Origin of the sequence: Bartonella kosoyi, from assembly GCF_003606325.2 — a bacterium.
GTDB classification, from domain to species: Bacteria; Pseudomonadota; Alphaproteobacteria; order Rhizobiales; family Rhizobiaceae; genus Bartonella; species Bartonella kosoyi.
The window spans coordinates 1,115,364-1,136,948 of the sequence record NZ_CP031843.2 but is presented as its reverse complement, the minus strand read 5'-3'; the positions used below and the strand labels follow the sequence as shown (position 1 = coordinate 1,136,948).

General features: G+C 35.9%; 17 protein-coding genes. 10 read left to right on the top strand and 7 right to left on the bottom strand.

Annotated elements, in window-relative coordinates; translation table 11 throughout:
* Positions 1-95 precede the first annotated feature (95 nt).
* The 7 genes from D1093_RS04955 (at position 96) to D1093_RS04920 (ending at position 10,949) form a co-directional block, all read left to right on the top strand.
* On the top strand, positions 96-791 hold the full coding sequence (locus D1093_RS04955; protein ID WP_120101037.1) for an HAD family hydrolase: 696 nt from the start codon (positions 96-98) through the stop codon (positions 789-791).
* Positions 792-2,781: 1,990 nt separating this feature from the next.
* A complete protein-coding gene (locus D1093_RS04945; RefSeq protein ID WP_120101035.1) occupies positions 2,782-3,138 on the top strand; it encodes a hypothetical protein in 357 nt (118 codons plus the stop codon).
* A gap of 176 nt (positions 3,139-3,314) precedes the next feature.
* Positions 3,315-3,677, top strand: a complete 363-nt coding sequence (locus tag D1093_RS04940; RefSeq protein ID WP_120101034.1) for a hypothetical protein — start codon at positions 3,315-3,317, stop codon at positions 3,675-3,677.
* 215 nt (positions 3,678-3,892) lie between these two features.
* A complete protein-coding gene (locus D1093_RS04935; protein ID WP_120101032.1) occupies positions 3,893-4,255 on the top strand; it encodes a hypothetical protein in 363 nt (120 codons plus the stop codon).
* Positions 4,256-4,901: 646 nt separating this feature from the next.
* Entirely contained in the window at positions 4,902-6,299 is a 1,398-nt protein-coding gene (thrC, locus tag D1093_RS04930; protein ID WP_120101031.1) for a threonine synthase, read from the top strand.
* An 85-nt stretch (positions 6,300-6,384) separates the two neighbouring features.
* On the top strand, positions 6,385-7,659 hold the full coding sequence (locus D1093_RS04925; RefSeq protein ID WP_120101029.1) for a M16 family metallopeptidase: 1,275 nt from the start codon (positions 6,385-6,387) through the stop codon (positions 7,657-7,659).
* A 404-nt stretch (positions 7,660-8,063) separates the two neighbouring features.
* Positions 8,064-10,949 carry an EAL domain-containing protein gene (locus tag D1093_RS04920; protein ID WP_120101028.1) on the top strand — a complete coding sequence of 962 codons (2,886 nt, stop codon included), beginning with the start codon at positions 8,064-8,066 and terminating at the stop codon, positions 10,947-10,949.
* A 404-nt stretch (positions 10,950-11,353) separates the two neighbouring features.
* Here the strand turns inward: D1093_RS04920 and D1093_RS04915 are convergent, their stop codons facing one another.
* Positions 11,354-11,938, bottom strand: a complete 585-nt coding sequence (locus D1093_RS04915) for a YqgE/AlgH family protein (protein WP_120101026.1) — start codon at positions 11,936-11,938, stop codon at positions 11,354-11,356.
* A 71-nt stretch (positions 11,939-12,009) separates the two neighbouring features.
* Here D1093_RS04915 and D1093_RS04910 point away from each other — a divergent pair, with 71 nt between their 5' ends.
* Positions 12,010-12,888, top strand: a complete 879-nt coding sequence (locus D1093_RS04910) for a protein-disulfide reductase DsbD domain-containing protein (RefSeq protein WP_120101024.1) — start codon at positions 12,010-12,012, stop codon at positions 12,886-12,888.
* 27 nt (positions 12,889-12,915) lie between these two features.
* Here the strand turns inward: D1093_RS04910 and rnhA are convergent, their stop codons facing one another.
* The 4 genes from rnhA to cyoE all read right to left on the bottom strand — a co-directional run bounded on the left by rnhA (position 12,916) and on the right by cyoE (position 16,522).
* Positions 12,916-13,383 carry a ribonuclease HI gene (gene rnhA / locus D1093_RS04905; protein ID WP_120101022.1) on the bottom strand — a complete coding sequence of 156 codons (468 nt, stop codon included), beginning with the start codon at positions 13,381-13,383 and terminating at the stop codon, positions 12,916-12,918.
* A gap of 5 nt (positions 13,384-13,388) precedes the next feature.
* Complete coding sequence (locus D1093_RS04900; RefSeq protein WP_120101021.1) at positions 13,389-14,348, bottom strand: homoserine kinase; 960 nt, start codon at positions 14,346-14,348, stop codon at positions 13,389-13,391.
* The gene (ispH, locus tag D1093_RS04895; protein WP_120101019.1) at positions 14,348-15,403 is read right to left on the bottom strand and encodes a 4-hydroxy-3-methylbut-2-enyl diphosphate reductase; all 1,056 of its coding nucleotides are present in this window, start codon (positions 15,401-15,403) and stop codon (positions 14,348-14,350) included. The genes D1093_RS04900 and ispH overlap by 1 nt, the downstream gene beginning before the upstream one ends.
* 183 nt (positions 15,404-15,586) lie before the next feature.
* Positions 15,587-16,522 carry a heme o synthase gene (gene cyoE / locus D1093_RS04890; RefSeq protein ID WP_120101018.1) on the bottom strand — a complete coding sequence of 312 codons (936 nt, stop codon included), beginning with the start codon at positions 16,520-16,522 and terminating at the stop codon, positions 15,587-15,589.
* 376 nt (positions 16,523-16,898) lie between these two features.
* On the opposite strand from cyoE, the gene D1093_RS04885 reads away from it, so the two are divergent.
* Together D1093_RS04885 and tldD are read left to right on the top strand one after the other, a co-directional pair.
* The gene (locus D1093_RS04885) at positions 16,899-17,489 is read left to right on the top strand and encodes an invasion associated locus B family protein (RefSeq protein ID WP_012231192.1); all 591 of its coding nucleotides are present in this window, start codon (positions 16,899-16,901) and stop codon (positions 17,487-17,489) included.
* Positions 17,490-17,599: 110 nt separating this feature from the next.
* Positions 17,600-19,015 (top strand): metalloprotease TldD, encoded by a 1,416-nt coding sequence (gene tldD, locus D1093_RS04880; RefSeq protein WP_120101015.1) that lies wholly within the window; start codon positions 17,600-17,602, stop codon positions 19,013-19,015.
* Positions 19,016-19,578: 563 nt separating this feature from the next.
* Here tldD and D1093_RS04870 read toward each other — a convergent pair.
* Together D1093_RS04870 and D1093_RS04865 are read right to left on the bottom strand one after the other, a co-directional pair.
* On the bottom strand, positions 19,579-20,832 hold the full coding sequence (locus D1093_RS04870) for a class I SAM-dependent RNA methyltransferase (protein ID WP_120101013.1): 1,254 nt from the start codon (positions 20,830-20,832) through the stop codon (positions 19,579-19,581).
* Complete coding sequence (locus D1093_RS04865) at positions 20,829-21,572, bottom strand: TlyA family RNA methyltransferase (RefSeq protein WP_120101012.1); 744 nt, start codon at positions 21,570-21,572, stop codon at positions 20,829-20,831. Before D1093_RS04865 ends, D1093_RS04870 begins: the two co-directional genes overlap by 4 nt.
* Positions 21,573-21,585 lie beyond the last annotated feature (13 nt).

Genomic DNA, 21,585 nt, shown 5'->3' with positions numbered 1-21,585 from the left:
AAAATCGTTTTCAAAGCGTATTTTTATGAAATAAGGTCCTCTTAAGATTGTTTTCATGAAAATTGCCCATCTCATAACATGTAAAGGAATATCTTATGCCTCAGATAGATCTTATTATTTTTGATTGTGATGGAGTCCTCGTCGACTCTGAATATCTTGCAGCAAAAATTGGATCTCAATTGCTCAGACAAACAGGATATGAAATATCAGCGGAAGAATTGAGTGAGCGTTTTGCAGGGCTCATCTTTCGCGATATTCTAAAACACGTTGAACAGGAAACAGAAAAACCAGTTTCTGCTCATCTCATAGATCAGATGACCAATATTTTTCGTACACAAATAAAAACTGAATTACGGGCGATTGATGATGTAAGAGAAGCCGTAGAAATGATTCAAACGCGCTATCCCTACTGTATCTGCTCTAATGCAAAGAGCGTAGATATTAAAGAGATGCTCATCACTGTTGATCTCTATGACCTTTTTGAAGGTAAAATATTTTCAGCACCTGAAGTTGGAACAAAAAAAACGAAACCTGCCCCAGATGTTTTTCTTTTTGCCGCACAACAATTAAAAGTAGAGCCCCAAAACACAATCGTTATAGAAGATTCACTTCATGGTGTCCATGCTGCCATAGCAGCAGGCATGCGTGTCATCGGCTTTACGGGAGGTTCCCATAGCTATCTTGGCCACTCTAATGCACTTGCAGACGCTGGTGCGGAAACGGTTATCGCAAAGCATGCTCATTTAGGAGAAGTTTTAGAAGCAATGGCCGTATGGCGCGATTTATTATAAAAAAACTCTTGAAGATATGCGTTTATAAATTCTTGGAAGAGGACATTTTTATCCAAATCCCCTCCCCTTCTTGCTTCTCTTCTTTTCTAATAACGTTAATAAATACATGATTTTCAACATAGAGCGATTACATCTTAATCTTAATAATGTGAAGAAGAAAAATATGCTCCCTCGTTTGAAACCATAAGTCTAACCATTACATATGCTTTAAAAGGAGCCCCAAAACAGAGATACGAATTCATAGAAATCTAATCTTCTAGGAAATTAAATCTATACTGGTAAACTGCCTCTCTCTCTCAAATCTAATAACCTAGTCCCAACATCAGTCATCCATCCTGATAAATGGCTAGATTCGTCAAAAAATATTACGATGCCTTACTCAATAAGGTGTGCAAATTGCTATGCCAAAACCACGTCCCCTCAGCTTATTAAATATATTACGCAATAGAGTAAAATTTTTATGCTTTATTCGTATTGACCATAGGATAACATATTAAAATTCTTGGAATCTATAGAACACAAGAGCTTGTTCACCATTTGAAAACGACAAAAACACTTTTGTTGAATTAAAAAAGCTTATACTTCCTCAAGCCAAATCTCGTAATTTTATTGAAGGCTTACTGATCCTGCTGCTTAAACAATCTTTTGATAACATCGATTGGTATAATCTTTCTAAGGTTATATAAAGCTTAAAAGCATATATATTTAATAAAGATATATGCTTTTATAGGAAATATTTCTTACAAAAAACTGATGCGCAACATATTGATTTATAATAATAATCTAGCATAGTTCAGACTAAATAAAAAAATGAATATCGTAAAATTCTCTCATTTCAAATATTGGATATGTTGAATCAATTAAAGAAATGAATAAAAACGTCTCTTCATGAAGCACCTCAAATCCAAGGACTGTAGCAACATTAAGAATGAACAAAGTGTATGACAGTGCCCTCTTTCGCCTTTATAAACGTTAAAGATTCTGATGCTCTAAAAATTTTATATATGCGACTTTATCATTATATCATTCACACGCATCATTGCGAAATAGGATGGAGACCTTTATAATTTTTTTTAACAAGAACATAAATATGAAACATATAATCGCTGATGTTGAAAAACGTAAAGAAATATCAGCAGCTTCTCAAAATTTTTTGAAAACATTTAGTAAATTTTTTAAATATTCAATGAAACTAGATCTTTTCAAAAGTAATTCAAATTTAAAAAAACACTTTTTCTAAAAAAACAAACGCAGTTTTTCAGTCTTGAAAGAATAAAGTTTTGAAAAATACTATCAAATTCTGATCTTTTGACATACATAAATATGTCTGAATTAATGTTTTCTATACACTATCTGAAATAATGCTATTCACATTGTCGAAAAAGATCATATTATTCAGCTTTATCGAACCTAAGCTCTCCTTTACACTATGAGAGAACTGTACATTTTTTATTATCTATAAAATAAAATTATATATCATTAATAGCAAATTAATAAATATTACTATGTAATTATGAAACAATAAAAATAAACATATGAATAAGAAATATATTATCTATATAATGTACATTCTGTAATAATGGCTATTATAAAAATTTATATATAATAAAATTTAATATGTTTATTCATGTTTAAATTATTGAAGCTGTTTTCATAAATTGATTATAATTTTCATATTTTTTATTATGAAGTTGTTATTTAAAATAATATTAATATCATTTTATAAAAATGATACGATTACTACATATCGTTTTATATCATAATACATAATAAAATATTATATATAATGTTTTTAAAATATAATTTGTAATTATTACTGTTACTTTTTTGCAATAATGTTTATAAAAAATTGAAACTATATTTGTTATATGTGTTTTAATTATTGACTTAAAATACATAATGAAATATGTATTTTCTTTATAAGGTAAGCTATATGCACATATTGTATATTTACTTACATATATAATTTAAAAGTATTTGAGGTAAAGTTATGGTAAAAATATTTAAAAATCATTTATTAAGTTTTTTTATAGCAAGCACTTTTTTTATTTCACAAACTGTCAATGTTAATGCAAACTATTTAGAAAATACTACCCCAAAAGAGGAATTTTCTGTTCCCCTAATGGAACAAGTAAAGAATGTGAAATCTGATGCAGTTTCTACAACTGCTTTTTATGTTCCATCTGTAAATTATAAAACAGAAAATGGGACAACCTTTGAAGGCAAAGTTGAAAAGGTCCTTGAACCCATGACTGTAGGAGTAGGACTATTGTTCGCTGGATATGCCGTGAGTTTTATTGGCTCGATAATAACTTGGATAAAAGACATAGTTTTGATGTTCAAATAATTTAGTGTAGAACTCTAGAATAATAGCTTCATTATGTATTACTTAATTTATTGCAAATCATTACATAATGAAGCTAATCATACTACAAAATATAAATGATGTAGATTATATCCAAATATCCAAACTATAAAATTTACGCATATATATTGAATAGTATAAAGTATTTGAGGTAAATTATGATTAAAATTTTTAAAAATCATATGTTGAGTATTTTTATTATGTCTGCCTTTTCTCTTTCTCAGGTTGTAGATGGCCATGCAAACTATTTGCAAAATAGTACTCATCGTGAGAATAGTTTTGTTTCTACAATAAAACAGAAAAGAAAGGATGCAATCCATACCGTTTCTCTCTATACACCAAGTCTAAATGGTGATGTGGAAAATGAAACTGCCATTGAAGGAAAATTTGAAAAGGTCATTGAACCTGTTACCATCGGAACTTTTGGTATTGGGATGGCTCTTGGATATGCATCAAGTACGATAGGCATGTTTATAGGATGGATAATCAGCAAAATAGTCTCGTATTTTAAATCTCGTTAAAATTAAAAGTTCAGTAGAATAAGATCTTCTCGGATGAAACATCAACTATGGATATATTCTATATTTACCCATAGTTTATGACAAAAAACGGATGAATTATCACATTAAAAATGAAAAAAGCTTTAAATGCTTCTGTTTCCTCAATGTGTACTAATTCTGCCGATGTATCTATTCAATTCAGATTAAAATAGAAGTAAAAATATTGGTGATAAATTATGACTAAAGGATTGAAAACTTACATATTAAATATTTTTATAGCGATTTCTTTTTTACTTTCACAAGTGATAACTGTCCATGCTAATCATTTGAAAAATGATGCTCAATGGGAAACTATTTCTCTCATCGAACAAGAAAAGAAAAACACTGTCAATATAGCTGCTCTTTATGTACCCAATTTCACGCATGAAGCAAAAAATGAATCCGTCATTGAAGGAAAATTTGAAAAAGTTTTTGAACCAATTACTCTAGGCTTTTTTTCTACGATGGGAGCTTTGGGTTTTGGATTCTTGACCGGATCTGTTATGGCCATATTTAGCGGGATAATCGGATGGGCAATCGGAATAATTAAAGGAAAATAATTCAAAGATACTCAATTGTTTTTCTATTTAAAATAGGAATATTTTACAGCCTGCCTTGCATCATTTGGTAGGCTGTTTTATGCTTTCTATAAATAAGTTTTAGATCACCATACTGTATAGCAAAAATATAATATTTAATTCTTATATAAGCTGATAAATTAAGCTCAACAAAGATTATTAAAAATATACGTTTGCGCACAAAATGACATAAAATTACCTTATAAATTGTCCAGTATGAATTTTAAAATGTTTCATTTCAACATTCATTTTAGCAAATTTAATTGTTAAAAAGTAGAAGAGCATGAAATAACTTTGAAAAATTGGGGTTTATAAAAGAATTCTTCAATAAATACCATTCTATCTCTTTGATTTTATTATTCAGGAAGATACATAGGCGAAGATACGTTGTAAGTTTAAGTGAATGAATCATAGAGAGAAAATTTTCGACTGTAACAAGTTTTCTGTGAACACTTGATCTTTGTATCTCAAAAATAAAAATGCTTAAGACTATTTCTTTCATTTTTCTTTTATTATTAAGTCAAAAAGAAGAAAAATAAACTTCTACCCATTTAATAATTTAAATATTATAAAAAACATGAAATAAATAACTTCATCAATTTTCCAAAAATAAAAAAGGATAAAACTTATGCAATATATCAGCACGAGAGGTGAATCTCCTGCTTTAAGCTTTACGGAAACAATCATGACAGGGCTGGCAAGTGATGGTGGACTTTATCTTCCCGATAAATTTCCACAATTATCATTTGATGCGTTACGCGCACTTCGTGGTCAGTCTTATACAACAATTGCTAAAACAGTTCTGTGGTCCTTTGTAAATAATGAGATCGAGTATACAGCTTTTGAAAATATGATTGCTGAATCTTATGCAACCTTTCATCATCCAGCAATCTGTCCGTTACAACAAACTGGAACAGATGAATTTATCCTTGAACTCTTTCATGGGCCTACTTTAGCTTTTAAAGATGTGGCAATGCAGTTTCTTTCTCGATTGATGGATTATGTTTTGACTCAAAAAAATGGATGCGCAACGATTATTGCTGCAACATCGGGTGACACAGGAGGGGCTGCAATACAAGCTTTTGCTGGAAAAGAGCACTCAGATATTTTTATTTTATTTCCTAAAGGACGGGTATCATCTGTTCAACAACGGCAAATGACAACCAATCAAAGTACAAATGTTCATGCCATTGCCATTGAGGGAAATTTTGATGATTGCCAAGCTCTTGTCAAAGCAATGTTTAATGATCATCATTTTCGTAAAAAAAGAGCCCTTTCAGGTGTTAATTCTATAAATTGGGCGCGTATTATGGCGCAAATTGTTTACTATTTTTCATCCGCACTTTCTTTAGGTGCTCCTGATAGAGCTGTTTCATTTACTGTTCCTACTGGAAATTTCGGTGATATTTTTGCAGGTTATGTTGCTGCGCGTATGGGGTTACCCATTGCTCAACTGGTTATTGCAACAAATGATAATGACATCCTTGCACGGACATTGACCAACGGTACTTACGAAACACAACCAATCGTCCATACAACATCACCTTCTATGGATATTCAAGTCTCTTCTAATTTTGAACGTTTACTCTTTGAAAGCGGCAATCGTGATCCAATGTGGATTCGTAATGCAATGGAAAACCTGAAAAAAACGGGATCTTTCACTCTTGATGAAAAACAACTCAAAAATATTCGTTCTCTCTTTTCCGCTGGAAAAAGTAACATGGCTGAAACAGCACAAACAATTGATCGTGTCTATAAAGAAAGTGGCTATCTTGTTGATCCACATACAGCAGTCGCCCTTAAAGTAGCGCGCGAAAATAAAAAACCACATATTCCAATGATTGTCCTTGCCACGGCTCATCCTGCTAAATTTCCTGATACGATTAAAAATGCTTGTGGACTTCATGCCCCATGGCCATCTCATCTCAATGATGTTATGGAAGGTGAAGAACACTTCATAAGTCTTGCTAATGATGAAAAAATAGTCAAAGATTATATTTCTTTAAAATCTCGTGCATCTTATTAAAGTTAGCTGCATTAATTTAAATCAAGAATATTATAATACCTTTAACCATGAGGTTATCTAGCTTGTTTAATGGAGTCGTAAATACATGGATGTAGATGTCTGTCGCCTTAGTAATGGTTTGACGATCGCCACACATACAATGCAACAGATTGATAGTGTCGCACTCGGAATATGGGTGAAAGTAGGCTCACGCAATGAAACCTTCACACAGCATGGTATTGCCCATCTTCTTGAACATATGGCTTTTAAAGGAACTGAAAACCGTAGCGCTTTTCAAATTGCAACCGATATTGAAGATGTTGGCGGTGAAATTAATGCCACAACCAGTATTGAAACAACAGCTTACTTTGCACGTGTCCTTAAAAGCGATATCCCACTTGCTATCGATATTTTAGCCGATATTTTGATGCATTCAAAATTTGACGAAGATGAACTAGAACGAGAAAAACAAGTCATTTTTCAGGAAATTGGTGCCGCCCATGACACGCCTGATGATATCGTTTTTGATCATTTTACAGAAACTGCCTTTCGTCATCAATCCCTTGGTCGTTCTATTTTAGGAACAGCTCAAACTCTTCAATCATTTACATCTGTTGATCTTCATGATTTCATCAATAAACAATATAGTGCAGATCGTATGATTGTCGTCGCGGCAGGAGCTGTAAAACACGAAAGCTTTATAAAAGAAGTTGAAAGTCGTCTTGGCACTTTTCGTCCCCATTCAACAGCCTCTCTTCCTAATCTTGCAAATTATGTCGGCGGCGACTTTCGTGAATATCGTGATTTAATGGATACACAAGTTGTTCTAGGGTTTGAAGGGCGTGCTTATCACGCGCGTGATTTTTATGCGACCCAAATTCTTTCAATCATTCTTGGTGGGGGGATGTCTTCACGTCTTTTTCAAGAAGTAAGAGAAAAACGTGGATTATGCTATTCCATTTATGCTTTTCATTGGGGTTTTTCAGATACTGGGCTTTTTGGTGTTCACGCAGCGACTGGACAAGAAGGACTCAAAGAACTTGTGCCTGTGATTCTTGATGAACTTTCCAAGGCAAGCAAAAATATTCACGCCAATGAACTCCAACGAGCACAAACGCAATACCGTGCTAATCTCACAATGTCACAGGAAAATCCTTCTAGTCAAGCACATCTCATTGCTCGCCAAATACTTCTTTACGCTCGTCCCATTCCAATATCGGAAACAATTGAACGCCTCAATCTCATCACGCCTACAAGATTAACTGATTTAGCATATCGTCTTTTTACAAATTCCACGCCAACACTCACTGCTGTCGGACCTGTAGGTCACCTCATGAATTTTGATGACTTAACATCAACTCTTTCATATAAGCTAAAGTAAAAAATGCTTTTTAAAAAGAAGTATCACAATGAATATGAATACATTTTATCGTAGAATTTACCATAAAAACTCTTCTCATGAAATAAGTTTTGGAAATATTGGACAAAGAGGCGTACAAAACTATCCAATTCCTCCTTCATATGATAGAGATTCTAATGCGTGAAGCTATATCCGTGAAATTTAGAAATTCATGATTTAACTTTGCTCTTTTAAAATATAAAAAATTCCATCCGCTTCAAGTTTCGTGGAAGCAAATGAGTATATGGCCTATTTGTCTATAAAATCATATAACTTAAGAGGAAGTGATCACGATTTATTCTGTAAATAAATGATAAAAGGTGGACGTTTTTTCTCAAAAATCTAAATGAAAATTAGACATCTTAAAATATTGAGAGTGGGACATTGTGAAAAGTTTGCGTAAAATAATTGACATCATTTTCATTATCGTCGTTAGTTCTTTTGTCCATCTTACATCAGCACACGCTATTGAACCCGTTAAGATTTCTTCTCAAGATGCTGCTCTTGATCTCTCAAAAGCAATTGAAATTCACCATACAAACAATTCTATTTTTCAAACAAGTACAGCACCAGGACCAGATGGTATTGTATGGCGTATTGAAGTGCAGGCAAAAAGTGAAAAATTTTCTGGAAACTGGGCAGTTTTTTCTCTTGCAAATCCAACAGATGAACAAGTCGATCGTCTCATCGTTGCCCCCCACTACCGCATGGCGCACTCTGGATTTTTTTGGCCAGACCTTGGATCAGAACGGATACAATCTATAACACCAAGTGAAGGTTTTTCTCTTGATCGTCAACCGAGTACGAACTCTGATATCTTTCATATTACTCTCAATCCCGGTGCTGTTGTTACATTTGTGGCCGAACTTAACTCTGCAAATCTACCGCAAATCTATTTATGGCAACCTGAAGCTTATAAAGACGCCCTTAATTCTTATACACTTTATCATGGTATTCTTCTTGGGATATCAGGTCTCTTAGCCCTTTTGTTAACCGTTCTCTTCGTTGTCCGTGGGACAGGGCTTTTTCCTGCAACAGCTGCTGTCGCTTGGGCTGTGCTTTTTTATATTGGTATTGACTTCAACTTTTTAAATAAATTCTTTGCTGTTACACTCACAACACAACCAATCTGGCGTGCCGGTACAGAAGTAGCCCTTGCTGCAACACTCTTCATTTTTCTTTTTACCTATCTCAATCTTAATCGCTGGCATTATCATTTTAGTTATGGTGCTATCGCCTGGATCATTGCCTTTTGCAGTTTAGGAGCCTTTGCTATTTATGATCCAATCAGAGCAGCAGGAATTGCCCGTCTATCATTTGGCCTTACCGCTACGCTGGGTATACTGTTCATCATCTATTTTTCAATCCGAAGCTATGACCGCGCTATTATGCTTATTCCAACATGGTTGCTTATTAGCTTTTGGTGTGTGGGAGCCTATGCCTGCATAGAAGGACATTTAAACAATGATATTATCCAGCCAGCATTAGCGGGAGGATTAGTTCTCATTGTTCTTCTCATTAGCTTTACTGTCCTACAACAAACTTTTTCTCATGACGCTTTCCATGAAGGAATATTTTCCGACCTTGAACAACAAGTCCTCGCAGCAAAAGGAGCTGGAAATATTATTTGGGATTGGAATATTGAGCGTGATCGTATTGTTGTTCATCCAAACATAAAAACCCTTTTTGGTACTGAAATCCACAACCTCAATGGGACGATGCGCAACTGGATTTCAGCCTTGCATTATGATGATCGTGAACGCTTCCAAGCCGTATTGGATATCATTCTTAAAAATAAAAAAGGGCGTATTGATCAAATTTTTCGGCTTTCTTCCGGGGGGGGGTATTATCATTGGTTTTCTCTTCGCGCACGTCCAGCGATGCAAAAAGATGGGAAAATCACACGTGTCATTGGAACTATTGTCAATATTACGAACCATAAAAAATCTGAAGAACGTTTATTGCATGATGCAATTCACGACAGCTTAACTGGCCTTCCTAACCAACAAATTTTCTTTGATAGACTACAAAACTATACCTCTTTAGCGAAAGCAAATATTAAAATTAGACCGACCGTCTTTATGATTGATTTTGATAATTTTCGTCAAATTAATCGCAAGTTAGGCATAGCCATTGGGGATACTGTACTCCTTATAATCGCCCGTCGTTTAAATCGACTTATTAACTTTCAAGATACCTTATCACGCCTTTCAGCAGACCGCTTTGCAATTATTTTACTCAGTGAAACTGAACCACAAAAAATTGCAGCATTTGCGGATCATTTGCACAAAACAATTTCAGCACCTATTTCACTTGCGGAAAATAAAATAATTCTTTCAACGTCTATCGGATTGGTTACATGGAGTGAAAGCCGATCAACGGCTAAAGATATTTTTAATGATAGTGAATTAGCAATGATTCGTGCAAAACAAATGGGAGGAAACCATATTGAACCTTTTCGTCCTAATTTTCGCACCCTGGGTCTCGAACAGAATACTCTGGAAAAAGATATTCACTATGCCATAAAGCGTCATGAGATGAAAATTCTCTACCATCCTATTCTTAATTTATCAGATGGACATATTATTGGTTTTGAAACAATTGTAGAATGGCATCATCCAACTTATGGAAAATTAAATGTCTCTGATTTCATAAAAATCGTAGAAAATGAACAAATCGTTATGGATTTGTCACAATTTATCATCGAGAATGCCATTATCGATCTTATGAATGTAGAAGAAAAACTTCCCCACCAGTCTTTCTTTATTTCAATTAATTTACCAAGCGCAGAAATGATTCATCCTCGTTTTATCAGTCAACTGCGTGCCGCTCTGCTTCGCCATCCGCTCCACAAAGGGCGCTTGATGATTGAAATATCGGAATTTGTTTTAAGAAACAATCCTGAACAATCAGCCCACTTTCTCGAACAAATTAAAACACTTGGAATGAACCTCGCACTCGATAATTTTGGAACAGGTTATTCGTCACTGACCTATCTTGTGCGTTATCCATTTGATATGGTTAAACTTGATCGTTCACTGATCTCAATCGACTCTCTCAAGAAGAAACTTGTTCTCAAATCTATCATTAATATGGCAACAGATCTTAACTTGCAAATTATCGCAGAAGGTGTTGAAAATGAAAAAGAAGCAATCTTTCTCCGTCAAGAAGGCTGTAAATATGTTCAAAGCACACTTGTAACAAAACCAATTGTCATAGAAGAGTTAATCACTCTCGTTCAAAGCCATTTCCCTTATAAGCCAAAATATTGATTTATAATAATAAGTTAGCGTTATTCAACTTGAATTTAAACTCTGAATACTAAAAATTCTCTTATTTCAAACTCTCTCTCATGTTGAATCAATCAAAACCATTCGCTTTCACATCACAAGTAGGCAAAGCTTAGGTGGAAAAAACTATTTAAAAAGGGGAAAAATACCTTTTCATGAATCATCTTAAGTGCCAAGCGCTGTCGCATCATTGAGGGCTGACAAAATATAACGATGATACCCGGCTTGTTACTTTACAAGCGTAAAGATGGAGGCTCTGTGGATTCACCGTAAGACCACTTACAAACGCTATCGCGAAATAGGCTTGGGAATACTGAAGGATATTTCCTTAAAATAAAAACACACGGGATAGAATAACGTGTAAAGTTAAAAAGCTCAAAAAAACTCTACGCGTGTCCCATTTCAGAAGCAAGATAGATTGGATCAATCCCCATGCGTGTTAAACTTTTATCATACTTGCAACTTAAATCACTTTCAAAAAGAAAACTTGGTGATGTCGAACTGATTAACCAACCGTTTGTAGAAATTTCTGCCTCAAGTTGCCCCGCTTTCCATCCAGCATAACCTAATGCTACCAGTGCATGTTGTGGACCTTGTTCACAACTGATCGCTTTTAGTATATCAATTGTCGCAGTAAAACAGACCTTATCTGCAATAAAAACAGTTTCTTCACAAGCATAATCATCTGAATGAAGGACAAAACCACGCGAAGGATCAACAGGACCACCATAGCGAACTGGAAATTGTTTTATTGGTTCAGAAAGACATTTTTTTTGTCCACTGTCTATTACACCAAGGTGAAGCAAAAGCTCTGGAAAGTCAATATGATGCAATTGATTGAGAATAATACCCATCGCACCAGCATCAGAATGCGCGCAAATATAAATAACAGAACGAATAAAGCGTTTGTCATTCATCCCAGGCATTGCTATGAGTAATTGCCCACCTAAAAAGCCATTACACTGCGTCATTAATCTGTTATTCTCCATAATTTACATGATAAAAGTTTGTTCATTTAGTACACTAGGAAAATAAAACTCCAATGAAAATAAGTCACATAGTTACAAATTTACAAAAAATCGCAACTTTCTTTTATAAAAAGATTTTCGTTACTTTAAGCTTAACATTCATAATTTTAGAATTACTTAACATTTCTGTAAATGCTCAAACAAAACAAAAACTTCAGCTTTTCTCAACCTCTTGGTATGAATCAGAAGGTGGTCGTATCCGATTAGCAATTACTGAACCTTCTCTTTCTGGAAAGAGAGAAGGCTTTATTGAAATCGTGCTTAAACCAGGATGGAAAACATACTGGCGTAATCCAGGTAATTCTGGAATGGCACCCTTTTTTAATTTCAACCAACAGGTTTCTTATGAAATCTTTTATCCTACTCCACAGCTTTTTGAAACAGAAAATGATTGGTCATTAGGCTATAAAGATAAAGTGATATTGCCTTTTAATCTATCTTCTTCGAGTCAAAATTTAAGTGGTGCTTTCACTCTTGGATTATGCCATAAAATCTGCCTTCCATTGACTGTTAACTTTGATTTTTCACCATCGTCTCTTAAAAATAAACATCTTCCTGCTTCTTTGTTAAAAGATGCCCAAAATTCTTTGCCACGCATGACACAAAATGCCCTAAAAATAAGCGCTGAAAAAAATAATAATACCCTCCTTATAAAAATACAAAATAACAACAAAACAACGCCTTACGCTCTCTTTTTAGATGGAGGAGAAATGCAAATTGGAGCAGCAAAAAAAATCGGTGCTAATGCAGAATATACACTCTTTAGTGCTCCACTCTACTTCGTACCAGAGGAAACCAACCAAAAAATTTTTTATACAGTTTCTTTTAAAGATCACGCCTTAAGTGGAACATTTGTATTTCATACACAATCACCCCCTCTTGCTATCCCATGATAAGAGAAAAAAATTCTCAAAAAGCAATTATGTCGGAAAACGCCCATTTTCGCGATATTGTGCAATTGCTTTGCGCGCAAGGGCATCAGCGCGTTCATTCTCTGGATGGCCCGCATGCCCTTTTACCCAGTGCCATCTGACTGTATGACAAGAACAAGCATCTTCAAGAGCTTGCCATAGCTCCATATTTTTCACAGGACTTTTTGATGCAGTGCGCCAATTATTCTTTTTCCAATCTTCAATCCACTTAGATATACCATTACGCACATAAACTGAGTCTGTATAAAGATCGACCAAACAGGGCTCTTTAAGTGCCTTTAGTGCACAAATTGCCGCCATAAGTTCCATTTGATTGTTTGTTGTATGCGCATTACCGCCATAAAGCTCACGTTCATGACCATTCCAGCGTAAAATTGCTCCCCAACCTCCAACTCCAGGGTTTCCTGAGCAAGCACCATCTGTATAAATTTCAACGACTTTTTGTTGACGAGCCATAAAATTTAAAAACCTAATTCGCTTAGAGAATTTACGTTACTGAAAAAACAAAGCTTGTGCCAATATTCCCACGGATTTTTCTTAATAACAAAGCTATCAGGTGGTGTATTAAACCAATCATAAAGACGTGTGAGTAAAAAACGTAAAGACGCACCACGAGCCAATAAAACAATCTTATCCAATTCTAAAGGGATCAATGGTCTTATTTTTTGATAATTTTCCAATAATTTACGTGCTTTGATAAGATTATAGGAATAATCAGGCTCAAAGCACCAAGCATTTAAACAAATGGCTAAGTCATAAGAAAAAAAGTCATTACACGCAAAATAGAAATCTATCATACCAGAAAGACAATGATTCACAAAAAAGACGTTATCATTAAATAAATCCGCATGAATAATACCTGTTGGTAAATTGAACGGCCAATTTTCCTGTAAAAAAGTCAGTTCCGACTCAATTTTTTGTCCAAACTCTTTTAACAATGCATCTTCTGTGATTTGACAGCGTTGCCACAATACTTGCCAATCCATAATAGAAAGCGTATTTTTACGACTGAGTGTAAAATCCTGTCCTGCTAAATGCAATTGCGCTAACCCCGTCCCTACTTCACCACAATGATCTATATCGGGCTGACGAACCCACTCTCCTTCCAGAAAAGTAATAATAGCAGCAGGACGTCCTGCTAGTTCACCGATCATCACTCCATCATTTTGAATAACGGGTTGAGGACAAGGAATTCCACGCTGTCCTAAATGCTGCATCAAGCAACAAAAAAAAGGTAAATCATCTTTTGAAATACGCTTTTCATAAAGTGTTAAAATAAACCGCCCTTGTGTTGTCTCCAGCATAAAATTAGAATTTTCAATCCCTTCTTCTATCCCTTGATAAGACAAAAGTGATCCTATTGCGTAACGTGTTAAAAATGTTTTTAAATCATTTGGATGAATATCTGTATAAACCGCCATTATTCTGCTTTCGTTGTAGACATGCCTGTATTCTGATTTTCATTTTTTGCATTATTTTTTTGACCATTCACGAATGCCATATCTTGAGGCGTTAAAATGACGTCACGTAATTCACGACTCACTAAAAATCTTTCCGTTTCTACCACTGTTTCAGCTAACTCTATGGTCACATCATAACGCGCACGAAACGCTGAAATAATTTCATCAATAATAATTTCAGGTGCCGAAGCCCCTGCTGAAAGACTAACAACAGAAAGAGCTTTTAGGTTTTCAAAATTAATTTCATCAGCGCGCTGAACTAAAATAGCTTGCCGTGCCCCAGACTTTTCGGCAACCTCTACCAAACGTCGTGAATTAGAAGAATTTGGCGCTCCAACAATCAAAAACAAATCACTCCCCTTTGCAGCTGCCTTAACCGCATCTTGCCGATTCGTTGTAGCATAGCAAATTGACTCAGCCGCTGGGGCTGCTAATGTAGGAAAACGTCGTTGTAATACATCGAGAATTCCTGCTGTATCTTCAACAGAAAGCGTTGTTTGTGTAACAAACCCTAATTTATCTGGATCACCTGGTTGATAATGCAAAGCATCTTCTATCGTTTCAATAAGCGTCACAGCCCCATCTTCAAGTTGTCCCATTGTCCCTATAACCTCAGGATGACCCGCATGACCAATCAATATAACATGACGGCCGTGACGTTGATGCCGTATCGCTTGTTTATGAACTTTCGAGACCAACGGACATGTTGCATCGAGATAAAACAAATTATAACGTCGTGCCTCTTCTGAGACAGATTTTGGTACACCATGGGCAGAAAAAACAACCGGTTGGTTGCGATGTTCTTCTGGAATCTCATCAAGCTCTTCAACAAAAACAGCGCCCCTTTGCTGTAATCCCTCAACCACGTAACGGTTGTGTACAATTTCATGACGAACATATACGGGAGCACTATATTTTTTTAATGCAAGCAGAACAATCTGGATAGCACGATCAACCCCTGCACAAAATCCACGCGGACCACAAAGACGTATGGTTAAAGGGGGAAGTCCAGACATAAATCATCCTTAATCTCTATAGCTTTAGTCTCATATTCAAACGACCTATCATTATACATGAATAAGCAATGTAAAAAAAACGTGCAATATCACCTTTTGCATAAGAACACACTCTATAGCGTTTTCTTACAGCATTTTCCTGAAGAAAAGCTCTTTTAAAATTTACTTTTTCATTTTATTTGCCTAAAGGTCGATAAAATATCGAACAAGAGATTCAATCAAAAGAACTCCAAAGATTGCTGCTAAATAAAATAATGAAAAGAAAAACGTTTTTTTGGCCATCAAAATAGTCTCATCAGGGGTATCAGCTTTCCATAAACGATAGGCAAAATAAATAAAAATAATGCCTAAGATTGTCGAAAAGATGCCATAAAAAATTCCACCAAGACCAGTAAAGCAAGGAGCCGCAGCGCATAGTGCCATCAAAATAGTATAAAATAAGATCTGTTTTTTTGTTGAATATTCACCTCGTACATTGGGCATCATAGGGATGCCCGCAGCCTCATAATCAAGAGATGAAAAGAGAGAAAGAGCCCAAAAATGAGGGGGGGTCCACATAAAAATAATTAAAAATAATAAAAAGCTATCAAAACTCACTGTCCCCGTTGTTACAGCCCATCCAATCATTGGTGGAAAAGCCCCAGAAGCACCACCAATAACAATATTTTGTGGTGTGATACGCTTTAACCAGATTGTATAGATAACGACATAAAAGAAAATTGTAAATGCAAGAAAAAATGCCGCAAACCAATTAATGAAGCTCCCCATAACCAATACTGAAAGCAGAGACAAGACCATGCCAAAAATAAATGCTTTTGGAGGACTGATTTTACCCATAGGAATGGGGCGCTTTTTAGTCCGTTCCATCACGGCATCAATGTCAGCATCATACCACATATTCAATGCTCCCGCACCCCCACCACCAACAGCAATACATATAATTGCTAAAAAACCATACCACGGATTGATGGGAACAGGAGACACCATTAAACCAACCAGTGCCGTAAAGACTACCAGTGACATAACACGCGGCTTTAATAATGTAATATAATCACTAATACTGGATTTTGGTGGCGTTGATTTGCCATTTGCAACCGATAACTCTCCTGAAACAGACATTCCACTCAACACCCTTTTTCATTTCTGTCATTCACAAATAAATATTATTTGGCAAATATTATTTGGCAAACATTATCTAGCGTATGGGAATGATCCATTAAAACCAATCGTATTTTTGAGAAAATATATCTCGTACGCATCTCCTAAAATAGATAGAACTCTTTGCAACAAAAATACATTTTTTTAATCACATTTTCTCTGACATTACAAATGTATCATAAAAGTGTATCCTACCAAACAGCATAAAGCCATGCTGAAAATTTATCTCCTATAAAATGTTTTTTTCTCATTTCCCTTTATTTATTATATAGAGATGAATATATTTTGGTAGATACTGGTTTTGTGTTATAGTTTTTATGTGAGGAATTCATTTTTTATGCACAGTCTGTGCATGATTGTGTATGTGTTGAGTTGGATAGGATTTTTTGTGATACTTTATAAATTACTCAAAAAAGTTTTTTTTATTGGTGCTGTTCTTCACCCACTTTATAGCAGTTCTATTAATTACGCTTTTGCACAAACACCCTATGCGCAAAATGTCCCTGCTCCACAAACCTATGGTGCATGGACAAAAGTTTGTGCTCTCCCACCAGGGACACCTAATATGCAGTGTGAGGTTGTACAAAACGTCCATACACAAGGTCGTCATGATATTACTTTGCGCGTTACATTTTATAAGCTTCCTCAAAAGCAAGGGGCTTTAATGCGTGTTTTTGTTCCGATTCGCGTTGAATTACGTCCTGGTGTTGGAATTAAAATTGACGATAAAAATATGGGTAGAATGGAATATCGTCGTTGTCTTGGTGATAATTGTGTTGCTGAAGCTTTTCTTAAAGAAGATATATTACAACTCTTTTTAAAAGGAAAAATGGCAACCTATTTTATCTTTACAACCCCAGAACAAGGAATTGGAGGTTTCGTTGACCTTCAGGGTCTTGGCGATGCCTATGCAACCTTGCCCACGTAAATGAAATCAACACACATTGGATGATTAAAATCTCCTCACCTGTTTTAAGAACGTCTTAAATTCAATCAATAAAAATCTTTTACACCCCCAATAAAAATAGGATAACTCTTATGAAATCGCTGATTGATCATTTTGATATTGCTTCCTCTAAAGTACAATCACTTGTACAGGAAGCACTTCATTATGCAGATGATGGCGAACTTTACCTTGAGTATAAAGAAAGCGAAACTCTTTTATTTGATAATGGACAACTTAAAAACGGTTCTTTCCATCAAGATATGGGGTTTGGTATGCGTGTCGTTGCTGGAGAAGCGACTGGATATGCACATTCTAGTGAATTATCAGCTGCTGCACTCAACCGTGCTTGTGAAGCAGCTAAAGCTGTTACCTATAATAATCACGCTGGACCTTATAGCATAGCTCCTCAACAAACGAATAAGAGGCTTTATCAACCACATAATCCCCTTGATGCTCCATCCTTTGAAGAAAAAAGTGCTCTTTTGCAAAAAATTGATGCTTATTTACGAGCAAAAAATGATAAATTGCATCAAGTGACTGTTGCTCTTTCTGGTTCACTACAACATGTTGAAATTTTACGGGCGGATGGGTATCTGGTTCGTGATGTGCGTCCTCTTGTACGGCTTTCTATATCTGTGGTTGCGGCTGAAGGGAATCGACGTGAAAATGGTTTTTATGGATGTGGGGGGCGACAAGCATTTGAACAATTTATTTGTGACGACAATTGGAAACAAGCCGCGGATGAAGCCTTACGTATGGCTTTAACAAATTTAGAAGCAGAAGCAGCACCTGCAGGAACATTTGATGTTGTCTTAGCCAATGGATGGCCTGGTGTTATGCTTCATGAAGCCGTAGGTCATGGTTTAGAAGGTGACTTTAACCGCAAAAAAACATCCGCTTTTTCTGAACTTTTAGGACAACAAGTTGCGGCAAAAGGTGTTACAGTTGTTGATGATGGAACAATTCCTCATTGCCGTGGTTCTCTCACGATCGATGATGAGGGGACCCCTTCAGGATATAACGTTCTCATTGAAGATGGAAAACTCGTTGGTTTTATGCAAGATAGGCTTAATGCACGGCTTATGGGAAGTCAATCAACCGGAAATGGACGGCGCGAATCCTATGCTTATGCCCCAATGCCACGAATGACCAATACAATCATGCTAGGAGGCGATAAAACACCTGAAGAAATCCTTTCTTCCCTTAAGAGTGGTATCTACGCTGTTTCATTTGGTGGAGGACAAGTTGATATTACTTCTGGTAAGTTCGTCTTTGAATGTACTGAAGCATACCGAGTAGAAAATGGTAAAATTGGTGCTCCAATAAAAGGTGCAACTCTTATTGGAAATGGACCAGAGGCTATGAAACGTATCACAATGATTGGAAATGATAGTAAACTGGATAACGGTATTGGTATGTGCGGAAAAGCAGGACAAAATGTTCCTGTTGGTGTTGGACAACCTCATTTGCGAATCAATAATATGACAATTGGTGGAACTGCGCTATAAAAGAATAAGCTTACTCATTTTTATTTCTTCCCAGTATTGCTCCCTTCTCATCTATCAAGACGATTTTGGGGAGGGGATTTTGTTATAATATTTTGATTTATAAAAATAATACAGCGCTGTTCATATTAAATTAAAACCTTGGATGCTATGGGATTATTTCATTTCAAATCTGTGTATGTTGAATCAGTAAAACCATTGGTTTGTATGTTACAAGTAAAGAGAGCTGTATGGGATGAAACTGTACAAAAAAACATGCCTCTTATGAATTATCTCAAATCCCAAGGGCTATCACGACATTGGGAGATGCAAATATAGCTTTAGTGCCGGCTTTTTCAGATATACCCTCAAACATACCTTTTTCGTAATATGTTATTAGTCTTTTATGTGGGGTAATACTGTCTGTTTCATAATAAAAAAGTTTAAAGTAAAAACACTGTCTATATTTAGTGCTCTTAATTTCAATAAGAAAAAGGATATTATTGTGATAAATTTTAGAGAGATTTTTATAATAATCCCCAAGTAAACTTTTTTAAAAATCTTCATGGTGTTAAAAAAAATTTAAGCTAAAGTTTCCAGCCCTTCTTCTTTTTATTTTTGCTCAAAACAGCAACAACTTCAACATGGGATGACCATAAAAATTGATCAATTGGTGTGATTTTTTCTATTGTATATCCCCCTGCAACAAGGAGAGATAAATCACGCGCAAATGTGGCAGGATTACACGAAATTGCCACAACATGGGGTATTGTTGCCTTCGCCAGTTCACGGACTTGTCCCTCTGCACCGGCACGAGGAGGGTCAAAAACAACACTCTCAAAACATTCAAGTTCCTTTACAGAAAGTGGATAGCGGAAAAGATCGCGTTTTTCACACGTGACTGTTTTTAAACCAGTTGAAAAACGTGCTGCTGAACTCAAATTTTCTAATGCTTTTTCATCATTTTCTACCGCATGAACATTCATCTTTTTAGCCATACGCAAAGCAAATGTTCCTAGCCCTGAAAACAAATCAAGAGCACTCTTTGCTTTTTTTAAATGAGTCAAAATAATGTTGCCTATTGTATTTTCAGCTTCGCAGGTTGCTTGAAGAAAACCACCAGAAGGAAATTCAACACGGACGTCTCCAAAATAAATCACTGGTTTTTCTCGTTCAATCAAAACTTCACCGTCAACAGACAAACGTATCATCCCATACGAAAGAGCTGCATTGATCATTTCCTGACGAAGTGACTCATGGTGTATAATGCAATCGCTTAAAGCAACATCTAAACCATTTTGAACACGTGTGATCGTAACATGAAACCGTTTGACAGAGCTGCTTAGAAAAGCACAGAGCTCTCTGATATTACGCAACTGAGAAATAAGCTCTGGATGGCTGACTGGACATTCCTCAAGAGCTATAATCTCATGAGAAAGATAACGATTAAAACCAACTTTTTGACCTTGTGGAGTCACGGATGCTGTTAGAGTCACCCGCCGTCGGCTATAGGGTTTACACTCTATTAAAGGTGCAACAACACTCTTAATTCCATACTTTTTCAGCGCATCAATAACCAATTGTCGTTTCCATACGCGATAAGCATCAGCACGCCAATGTTGAAGCGTACAGCCGCCACATTCTCCAAAATGCTGACAAAGAGCGTCAACGCGTTCTGGTGATTTTTCTTTTAATGCTATATATGTTGCATATTTTCCATGAACAATAATTTCAGCACATTCTCCTGGTAAAGTAAAAGGAACATAAACAAAGCCGTGCCCCATCTTAGCAGTACCATAACCATTTGTTTCGATATGGTCGATGATGACATTGTCACTCACTGTTTCTTTTCTCCAAATAGTAAATATTCCACATTGCCATCACCTCCTTTAATAGGGGAAGGAAGTAAACCTTTTGCACGCCACCCTGTTTGCGTATTGAGCCAGCCCCAAAGCCCCTCAGCGGTTTCTTTAGCTCTTGAGGGATCTAATATTCCTCCCTTACCAAGGTGTTTACGACCAACCTCAAACTGAGGCTTTACCAATAAAACAGCTTGAGCGCCTTTTTTGGCTAAAGACAAAACGGGAGGCAATGCAAGTTTGAGAGAAATAAAGCTAACATCTGAAACAATAAGATCAATTTCCCGCCCGCCTAAATGTTCCTGTTGAAAATCTCTAACATTCAAGCCTTCTAATAAGGTTATAGCACAATTGCCCAATAAACGTTTATCAAATTGATGATGCCCAACATCAACAGCAATGACATGGGCTGCTCCACGCTCTAAGAGAACTTGTGTAAAACCACCTGTTGATGCCCCAACATCAATGGCTGTCACTTTGTCCGTTACAATCGGAAATGCATCAAGTGCTGTAATCAATTTCAATGCTGCCCGCGAAACATAATTCTGCGCTGGATCACAAACAACAATCTCTGCATTCTCAAAAAAGGTTTGCCCCGCTTTACAAACGATTTCACCATTAACTTTAACAGTTTGGCGCATAACAGCATCACGTGCACGGGAACGCGTTGTAAAAAAGTTTTTTTCAACTAAAAGAATATCGAGCCTTTTTCTGGAAGCCATCTCATACTCGAAT